The organism is Sphaerimonospora mesophila (assembly GCF_001417795.1).
In the GTDB taxonomy this organism is placed as follows: domain Bacteria; phylum Actinomycetota; class Actinomycetes; order Streptosporangiales; family Streptosporangiaceae; genus Sphaerimonospora; species Sphaerimonospora mesophila.
In genome coordinates this window covers 165123-174646 of record NZ_BCBX01000044.1, presented here as the reverse complement: position 1 = coordinate 174646, position 9524 = coordinate 165123, and the positions used below count along the sequence as shown (strand labels likewise).

The window sequence follows — 9524 nt, the reverse complement described above, 5'->3', positions numbered from 1 at the left end:
GACAGCCGGGCGGGTCGGTTCTGCGTCGCCACGACGACGGAGCGGTCGATGGCTGTCACGGCCAGGTACGGTGCGCCGTCGCGCGGATTTCGGGATGCCGTGTGGCCCTCGATCGGGGCGGCAACGAGCGATGGCATGGCGAAACCGTAGGGTGCTCCGGTCTACCCGAGGCGTTTCCTCATGGCCCAAACGTGAACATCGGCACAATCTCCACATCTTACGGATATTGCGAACATTAATGACAGTCGGCATTTACGTCTCGTATTTTCTTTGGAATTAATCGGCGGCAAGTATTGCTGTTTGTTGATTGGCTGTGAGAGAATTCAGACAGGTTTTCGAACTGTGGGATTCGGGTGGAGGGGGCGATCCGGTGAAGCAGGACGGCTCGATGCGGCCGGGACGGCCGAGGCCGATGGCGCTGAGGCTGGCGGAGCTGCGGCCGGTCGACCCACTCATGTTCGAGGAGTTGCGGGAAGCGTCGCTTTTTCAGGTCCCGCCTTTCCTGAAGGCCGTGTTGTGGGACCAGGAGCAGGAGGATCCGCGGCCGGAGGAGACGGACCATCCGCGGACTCCCGCGCAGGCCGATACGCCGCCCTCTTCCGATTCCCCTGCTGAGGCTCCTGCGGAGGCTGGTGCACCGACTCCTGTCGAGTCTCCTGCGGAGGCCCGTGTGGAGGCCCGTGTGGAGGCCCGTATGGAGAGGTCCTCCCCTGGAGGTCCGCATGCCGGGCCACGGCCGGACCGGTCCGTGGATTCCGCCGGCTCGATCTCCTCCGGAGATGATCCCCTGGCCACCCTCGGATACGGTCGCGGGTACGGCTCCGCGCGCGGCTTACGGGCGAGCACGGGTGTGTACGCCGCAGGTGCGCGGAGTCCGACAGGCCTGATGAACCCGGCGATCCCGCCGCACCGTGTGAGTGCGTCGATCCCGGCGAGCGCGGCCATCCGGGCAGGCCCGCCGAACTGGTGGTACGCCTCCTGACCCGGGTACCGCTGATCCGCATGGGGCCGACGAACCCAGGTGGGCGACCAACCGAACCGGTGACCTGGAACCGGCTTCGACGTCCGCTGTGCGGTGTCGTGTCTGGACAAGCGGGTCTTCACGGTGGAGCGGGGCGGTGATCTTGAGTGATCGCGGAGCGTGACCTTTGTGTGGTCACTCTTCGTGCTGGGTGCCGGGCCGTGCGGGTCGTGGCGCAGCGGGAACGGCCACGCCGGTCGGACGGGTTGCGGAAGCCAAAGGTGATATAGGCGGCCTCGGGTGGCAGCTTCCTGCTGTGGACCGCGTCGACCGGGCGGGGTGGTACGAAATCGTCCACGGCCGGGTCAGCGGCGTCGCGGCGGGAGCGGTCGGCCGGTGAGCGCGCGGTACAGCCGCTGGTCACCACCACCCTGACCGAATCCATCATCGCGCCGCCGGCAAGGCGCTGGACGGTGTAGCCCCGCCGAGCGTGTGACCGCTGTCGGCGACATAACGGGCGTACTCGCCCACCGCCGCCTGATCACCAAGTGCCCTTGGCATTCGGGGCGTCAAGAGCCGACCCTCAACGACACGAATCTGGTTACGTCTCCTGACAGGCCGAAAAGGGATTCCGCCGACCTCGATCACGGACGGCGGATCATCGTCCAGGTGCGCGGTCCGTCACCGGGCAGCTCAACCTCTGCGGTGACCTCGAACCCCAGTCGGCGGTAGAACCGTACGTTGGCCTCCGTGGAGGTTTCCAGGTATGCGGGGACGCCCGCCTTCTCGGCGGCCATGATGCCGGGTTCGATCACGGCTCGGCCCAGTCCCTTCCCCTGGTGGGCAGGGTCGACGCCAATGGTGCCGAGGAACCACACGGGCCCCCGCGGACGATGGGGGGTCAGGGCCTCCTCCGCTGACGCGGCGAAAGGCGCTCGCTCCCCGCTCAGTTCGGCGAAGACCGGCGCCAGTTCGGCGAACACCTCGTCGATGCCGGTGCTTTCCGGAGTGGTCCAGACCGATGCCGCCTCACAGTCGGGGGTGACCCAGACTCGGCCGTGCGGCAAGCCGATGCGGGAGACGAAAAGCTCCTGGAATCGGCTGACCCGGTCGAGGTGATCATCAGCGGAGACCGTGTGCCGGATCCACGGATAGCCGGTGAAGGCGCGGGTGAGCGTGCGTACCACCGGTCCGATATCGGGTTGATCTGCAAGGCGGACAGACATCGACACAGCCACTCCGAACGCGAGGGATCATAACGACGCGGTTCCCACACCGTAATGCGTCGCCGTCCGCATCGCGCGCTGGTGGCCGTGGACGACGGATCCCCCCGGGCGAGCCGCTGCCCGGGGGGATCCGATGGTTCTCATGGAGGAGCGTCAGAGCGGTGTGCAGATGACCGGGTCCGGGACTTCGGCGGGAACGGGACCGCTGGCGGCGAAGCCGAAGACGGTAGAACCACGGACGGCCAGTTCTCCGTTGTACTTCTCGTTGCCGAACGCCTGGGTGCCGACGACACCGATGACGGGAACGGGCACCGCACCCCAGACCTGGGTGATGACCGTGCCGTTGGTGTAGCGCCACGACACCCGCCAGCCCTTCATGGGGGATGAGCCGGTGTTCTGCACGGTGACCTGGCCGAGCGCGATGCCGTCGCGGGTGCTCGTGGCCGGCAGCGTGTTGGTGATCTGGTAGACCGCCTTGCAGGCCAGGACGTCGACCGAATTCGAGGCCGAGGCCGAGGCCGGGACCGCCACCAGCGATCCGACGATCAGAGCGGCGGTGGCGAGCGTGGGTTTGACCATCATGCTCCTCCTGTTTCGATCAAATGGCGGTGCAGCTCATGATCGAGGGGGCGCCGTTGCCGCCGGACGAGCTTCCGGTGAAGCCGAAGGTGGTCGAGGCGCCGCCGCTCAGCGTGCCGTTGTAGCTCTCGTTCTTAACGGTCACGCTCGACCCGGACTGGGTGTAAACGCCGTTCCAGAGCTGGGTGATCTTCTGGTCGTTCGGGAAGGTCCAGGTGACCGACCACTTGCTCTGCGTCGACGAGCCGTTGTTCCTGACCGTGACCTCGGCCTGGAAGCCACCCGGCCACTCGTTGACGGTCTTGTACGTCGCGGAGCAGGCGCCGGCCGGAATCGGGGTTTCCGTGGGCGTCGGCGTCGGGGTGGGCGTCGGCGTCGGGGTGCTCGATCCGCCGAGGGCGGCGAGCGTCGCGTTGTAGGCCGGCTTGGGGTTGTAGTTGTCGTCGTACAGCAGTGCCGCGCCCTGACCCGAGAAGACGTCGGGCACCCACGAGTACTTGTCGGTGACGCCCCAGACCGTGATGCCGACGCAGCGGGAGACCGCCAGGCAGGCCTGGGTCACATTGCGGTAGTCGGTGGCCTGCTGGTTGAGCTTGCCGCTGTCGGCGGGCAGCTGCATGCGGATGTCCACCTCGGTCAGCGCGACGTCGACGCCGAGGTCGGCGAAGCGCTGAATGTTCTGCCGAATGTCGGACGGGAGCTGGCCGACGATGAGATGTCCCTGCATGCCAACGCCGTCGATCGGGATGCCCTGCTCCTTGAACGACTTCACCATGTTGTACACGGCGGTGCTCTTCGAGTTGACGCCCTCGATGTTGTAGTCGTTGTAGTACAGCTTGGCGTTCGGGTCGGCCGCTCGGGCCGCCTTGAACGCCTCGGCGATGTAGCCGTCGCCGATCGTCGTCTGGAACACGGTCTGGCGGCGGGTGCCGTTGTCCTCGAACGCCTCGTTGACCACGTCCCAGTGGGCGACCTTGCCCTTGTAGTGTCCGGCCACGTTGGCGATGTGGTCCTTCATGACCGTCGTCAGCGTGGCGGCGTTGAAGCCGCCGTTGCTCACCCACGACGGGAGCTGGCTGTGCCACACGAGCGTGTGGCCCCGGACCTGCTGGTCGTTCGCCTGGGCGCGGCTGACCACGCTGTCGCCCGGCCCGAAGTTGAAGGACCCCCGCGAGGGCTCGGTGGTCTCCCACTTCATCTCGTTCTCGGGGGTCACCGAGGTGAACTCGCGGTCGAGCACGGTGGTGTAGGCCGACTCACCGAAGTGGCTGCCGGCCGAGGCGGTGCCGAAGTAGATGCCCTGGGCGGCGGCCGCCTGTCCGAGCGTGGTCGCCGCATCGGCGGTGGCCGCGAACGCGAGGGCGGGGACCGCACCCAGCAGGATCGCCAGGCCCGTCTTCCATCCGGCGGATCGAACCGACATCGAAACCACCTTTCTTTCGTGCAGATAATTTCGCCCCTATATCGAAAGTTTCGTATGGAGCGAAATGGATGCCCCGCCCTCCCCGGAGAGGGGTCTGTCCGGGGAAGGCAGGGCCGCTGGAAAGCCCCTACCGGGGGGTGCAGGTCACGGGCGACGGTACGGAGTTAGTGCCGTTCCAGTTGCCGGTGAACCCGAAGCTCGTGGCGGCGCCGGCGGCGAGGGCGCCGTTGTAGCCGACGTCCTTGACCGATACGTTGCCGCCCGACTGGGTGAGGGTGCCGTTCCAGAGCTGGGTGATGGTCTGACCGTTGGCGAAGGCCCAGGTCACCGACCATCCCGAGATCGCCGAACCGCCGGTGTTGCGCACCGTGACGTCACCCTGGAAGCCACCTGGCCAGGAGTTCGTCACCTTGTAGGTGGCGGTGCACTCCTTGCCGACGGGCGAAGGCGACGGGCTGGGCGAAGGCGAGGGCGACGGGCTGGGCGAAGGCGAGGGCGATGGGGACGGCGACGGCGACGGCGACGGACTCGGACTGGGAGAGGGCGACGGAGACGGGGACGGAGACGGAGAGGGCGACGGGCTGGGGGAGGGGCTGGGGCTGGGGGAGGGGGACGGCTCGGCGCCGGGGGCGTTGCCCCAGATCTTGGTCGACCCGGCGTACAGCGTCATGTTCCGCACGGTGACCGGCGTGGAGGGCGTCGTCGACACCCCGGTGTACGACCAGTCGTTCGACGGGTCCCACGATCCGGAGCTGGCGATCCTGAACTGGACCTCCCGCCGCGACTCGGACTGTCCCTGCGGCGCGATGACCTGCCCCGAGCAGTCGATCGTGACGTAGTAGACCCTGCCCGAGAACTGCGTGGGCCCGGTCGGCGGCTTGCACTGGTTGTAGGCCGCCGTCAGCGTGATCTGGCTCGGCGTGGTGTCGCCGTCCAGCGTGAAGTAGTAGCGGAACGACCCGTCGGTCAGCGCGCGGGCCGGCCACGCCGAGTGGTTGTAGACCAGCGTCTTGATCTCGGTGAAGTTCTGGCCGCTGGCGTTGACCGCCGCCTGGAGGTAGATCTCGGGCCCGTCCGGGGTCTCCTTCTCGGGGAAGCCCGCCAGCGGCGTGCCGCCGTACTCCTTGTGCAGGCGGGCCAGCGCGCCGGTGAAGGCGGCGTTGTAGTCGGTCGCGACCTCGTTCATCGTGTAGTCGGCCCGGCTGTCGGTGTAGGCGTCGTCGGCCGACTTGGGGCCGCCGACCAGCGCACCGAACAGGATGTGCCGGCTCTGCTCCGGCTCGCCGTTCAGGTTGTTGGTCCAGGTGCCGTGCGCGGTCCGGTGGTGCGGGTTGCGCGGCGGGTTGTCGCCGAACCCGACCATGTACGACGACCTGCGCGGGTTGTCGCCGAGCGCGTAGTTGATCTGGCGGACGCCGAAGTCGTGGTAGCGCGCCTTACGGGTGGCGTCGGTCAGCCAGTCGCTGTAGACGAGGGCGACGAACGCGGTGTTGGCGGCGTAGCGCAGCGAGCCCCACGTGTCGAGGACGGCCTGGCCGCCGGGGGAGTAGTTGACCTTCTGGCCGTTGACGCCGACCGTCCACCAGTCGAGCCAGCGGTTGGCGTCGTCGACGTACTGCTGCTTGCCGGTCAGCTTGGCCAGCAGCGCGTAGCAGCCGTACGACTTGTCGTCCCAGGCGATCGTCCACTTGTACGACTTGGTCGTCGACTGCGGCTCGGTGCCGAGGTTGGCGTAGTAGGACTCGGCCTTGGCGAGGTAGGAGGCGTCCTGGGTGGCCCGGTAGAGCCAGATGGCCCCCCAGACGAGCTCGTCGTTGTAGCCGCTCCAGGACTTGTAGAAGTTGGTCGCGTCGGTGATGCAGTCGCTGTACTTGCCCCGCACGGTGTCGGCGAACGTGTACAGCTGCTTGGCGTGGGTCAGCAGCTTGTCGGCGTAGGCCGGGTCGGTGGGCCGGAAGACCATCGAGGAGGCGGCCATCGCCGCCGCGGTCTCGCCGGCCAGGTCGGAGCCGCCGCACGAGGAGTCGATCTTGTACGCCGGGCGGTCCATCGGCAGGACCTCGGCCGATCCCCACCAGGCGTGGTCGGCGTTGCCGCTGCCGACCTGCCCGTACAGCACGTTCGGGGAGGGATGCGCCTTGATGAAGTAGTCGTTGACGAAGCGCAGGTTGTTGAGCAGGTAGGTGAGCTGTCCCGACGAGGTGTAGGCGTCGCGGTATTCCACGGCGCCCCAGGCGAGCATGGTGGTGCTCGCCGCCATCGGCAGCCCGAACTTGACGTGGTCGCCGGCGTCGTACCAGCCGCCGGTCAGGTCGAGCCCGACGTCCTTGCCGTCGTTCAACGCGGAGTCGCCGCGCCAGCTGACGCGGTTGGTCGAGGGGAGCTTGCCCGACTGCTGGGCCTCGTAGAAGAAGAGCGACTTCTGCAGCGCCTCGCCGTAGTTGTACGAGGGCGCGGCGAGGGCCGAGGTCGGGGAGACCGGCGATATCGCGGTGGTGAGCAGCACCGCCGCGAGCGCCAGGAACGTACGACGCATATGTGGGCCTCACAAGGTTGGGGGGTCGGGGGCGCGGCGGCGGGTCAGGCGCCGCCGCGCCCCGGCAGGGGGTCACGGTGAAGGGTCAGGCGACACCGTGCCCCGGCTTACATAGGGCCCCGAGCGGGGCTAGGCTCGCTCAGCCATTCGGGAAGAGCAGGCCGTACTGGCCCAGGGCGGTGGCCACGTCGACCTGCGCCCAGAACCGGTGGTAGTTGAACGACGGCGCGGCGCCACCGTTCAGGTAGGACTGGACCTTCGACCATTCGGGGTCGTTCTTGTAGAAGGACCGGATGGAGATGAAGGTCGAGTTGCTGTTGATCGTGTCGCCGTTCGGCATCGTGCCGGTCCAGCCGGACGGGATGTAGACCGGGTCGTCGAACCTGTTGTAGTCGGCCCGGGTCTCGGTGACCGAGACGCCCTTGGCGTCCTGGTTGTTCTTCCAGATGCCGTCCAGCAGCCCCTTGGCCGTGCTCTTGGCCTGGGCGTGGTTCGCCTTGGCTGCGTAGAACATCAGCGTCTTGGCGTAGGAGCCGGCCACACCGATGTCGTTGGTGTAGTCCTCGACGGTCACGTGCAGGCCGGTGTTGGCCGGCGGCATTCCGGTCCCGCTGAAGCTGGCGTCCGGCTGGCCGGTCCACGTCAGCGTGGAGGGGATCTGGAAGGTGCCGTCGGAGTTGACGGTCGTGTGGTCGAGCGCCCAGGTCACCCACTTGTCGAGCACCGACTTGGCGTCGGCGTTGCCGGTGGCGTAGTAGTACTCCGCCACGCGCTCCATCGACCAGGCCTGGAAGCCGAACCACTGGTTGGACGGCGGGTCGTGGTAGACCGGCTGCCAGTCATAGGCCATGCCGAAGAACTTCGGCAGGTTGGACGGCGGAGCGGCGTAGTGACCGCCCCAGCTGTTGGTCGCGCCGCCGGCGATGCCGCCCTCGACCGACTGCAGCCACTTGTAGAACTGGATCTGCCGGGTGAGGCTGGTCGACCAGTCGGTCACCGCGGTCGAGCCCTTGGGCTTGAGCTCGTTGACGTTCGACAGCACCCAGGCAGCCATCGGGTTCTGGTAGCCCGAGTGGTTGTGGCTGGAGCCGATGCGCCAGGCCCAGCCCGCGGACGTGTCGGTCGCGCCGCCCCAGGCGTAGTACCAGGACAGCAGGTAGTTCGACGCGTTCTTGCCGGTGCCGGCCGGGCAGGAGGTGCTGGTGCAGCCCGGCTGCTTGAAGTACTTGTCGTACATCGCGTAGCGCAGGTAGTCGCCCATCTTGGCGGCGTTGGCCACCGGGGTGGAGATCTGCGACGCCTTGCCCTGCTCCTTGGCCCAGGTCAGCGCCCAGTAGGCGGCCTGGACGGCGCGGGCGTCGGCGTCCGGCGCGTTGGTGTACTTCCACTGCTTGGCGTAGTTGCTGTCGCCGGTGAACAGGTCCAGGTACCCGTTTGGACCGCCGAACTTGAAGGTGTCGCACGACGGCTGCGGCACGGTCTCCCACACCGACTCCTGCGAGCCGCGCTGGAAGGTGTTGATGTAGGCCGGCTTGGTGGTGCCGTCACCGCAGCGGCCGTAGCCGTAGGTGTTGTCGACGTCCAGCAGCCAGTGCATGCCGTAGATGTCGTCGGTGCCATAGGCGCTCTTCAGCTCGGCGGCGATCGGGTCGCGGCCGACGCTGACGCTGCTGTCGAGCTGGCTCGGGTACTGGCTCGGGTCGTCCCACTCACCCGCGTACGTCGCCGGCTTGCTGGCGTCGTACTTGTCGTTGGTGGGCTGGTCGGCGTGCGAGGGGATGATGTACTTCTCCATCGACGCCCAGGCGTTGTTGAACTTCGTCCAGTCGCCGGTGACCTTGCCGTACATCGCCTCCAGCCACAGGAAGTAGCTGTAGGCCTCGGACGTCGTCTCGTGTCCGTGGTCCGGCGCCTCGACGATCAGCGTCTCGACCGAGTGGTACGGCACGCCTTCGGGCGAGAAGTAGCCGTTCGCCGGGTCGTGGATCTTGTTGTACATCGTCATGAAGTTGTCGATGTACGCGTTGTCCCCCGGCGTCGGCGTCGGCGTGGGGGTCGGCGTCGGAGTCGGAGTGGGAGTGGGGGTCGGCGTGGGCGTCGGCGTGGGGGTGGGCGTCGGCGTCGGAGTGGGGGTCGGCGTCGGGGTCCCGCCGTTGCAGGTCACTCCGTTGATCGTGAAGGAGGTCGGCTTGGGGTTGCTGCCGCTCCACGCTCCGTTGAAACCGATGTCCGTGGACGCGCCGGTCCCGAGGTTGCCGTTCCACGACATGCTCGTGGCCGTGACGTTGGAGCCGCTCTGGCTCCAGTTCGCCGACCAGCCCTGCTGGACCTGCTGACTGGAGTTGGGGAAGGTGAACTTCAGCGTCCAGTTGTTGATCGGGTCGCCGAGGTTCTTGATGTTGATGTTGGCGGTGAACCCGCCGGGCCAGTCGTTGGTGTTGTAGGTGACGTTACAGGCGACGGCCGCTGAGGCCGGGGTCTGCGCCAGCCCGCTGAGCAGGCCGGCGGTAAGACCGGCGGCCGCTACCCAGGCGATCCGTCTCCGAGATCGTGGGAGCGCTCCCGTTCTAAGAGCTCTCGTACGCATTTCTGGGGGGTCTCCAAATTGCGTTGGGGATGGATGCATCGGGGAAGGAATGCCAGGTGGCGGCTTTCGCAGCCGATGCGGACTATGACCGGTACTATGGGAGCGCTCCCACCATGGAATCGTGGATGGGGTCACCCGGGATGTCAATGAATGACCGGGCGGCTGTCATACGACGGGGCCCGGGGGACAGAAGTGAGCGCCGCAGGCTGGTC

Annotated in this window: 5 protein-coding genes; all 5 read right to left on the bottom strand. The window is 67.3% G+C overall.

What is annotated here, in order from left to right; all coding sequences use genetic code 11:
- Positions 1 to 1605: 1605 nt before the first annotated feature.
- A complete protein-coding gene (locus tag AP234_RS25940) occupies positions 1606 to 2148 on the bottom strand; it encodes a GNAT family N-acetyltransferase (RefSeq protein WP_235558376.1) in 543 nt (180 codons plus the stop codon).
- A gap of 192 nt (positions 2149 to 2340) precedes the next feature.
- On the bottom strand, positions 2341 to 2769 hold the full coding sequence (locus AP234_RS25935) for a cellulose binding domain-containing protein (protein ID WP_055482338.1): 429 nt from the start codon (positions 2767 to 2769) through the stop codon (positions 2341 to 2343).
- Positions 2770 to 2785: 16 nt separating this feature from the next.
- A complete protein-coding gene (locus AP234_RS25930) occupies positions 2786 to 4189 on the bottom strand; it encodes an endo-1,4-beta-xylanase (protein WP_055482337.1) in 1404 nt (467 codons plus the stop codon).
- A gap of 127 nt (positions 4190 to 4316) precedes the next feature.
- Positions 4317 to 6725 carry a glycoside hydrolase family 9 protein gene (locus tag AP234_RS25925; protein WP_055482336.1) on the bottom strand — a complete coding sequence of 803 codons (2409 nt, stop codon included), beginning with the start codon at positions 6723 to 6725 and terminating at the stop codon, positions 4317 to 4319.
- A gap of 139 nt (positions 6726 to 6864) precedes the next feature.
- Positions 6865 to 9312 (bottom strand): glycoside hydrolase family 48 protein, encoded by a 2448-nt coding sequence (locus AP234_RS25920; protein ID WP_055482335.1) that lies wholly within the window; start codon positions 9310 to 9312, stop codon positions 6865 to 6867.
- Between the last annotated feature and the right edge of the window lie 212 nt (positions 9313 to 9524).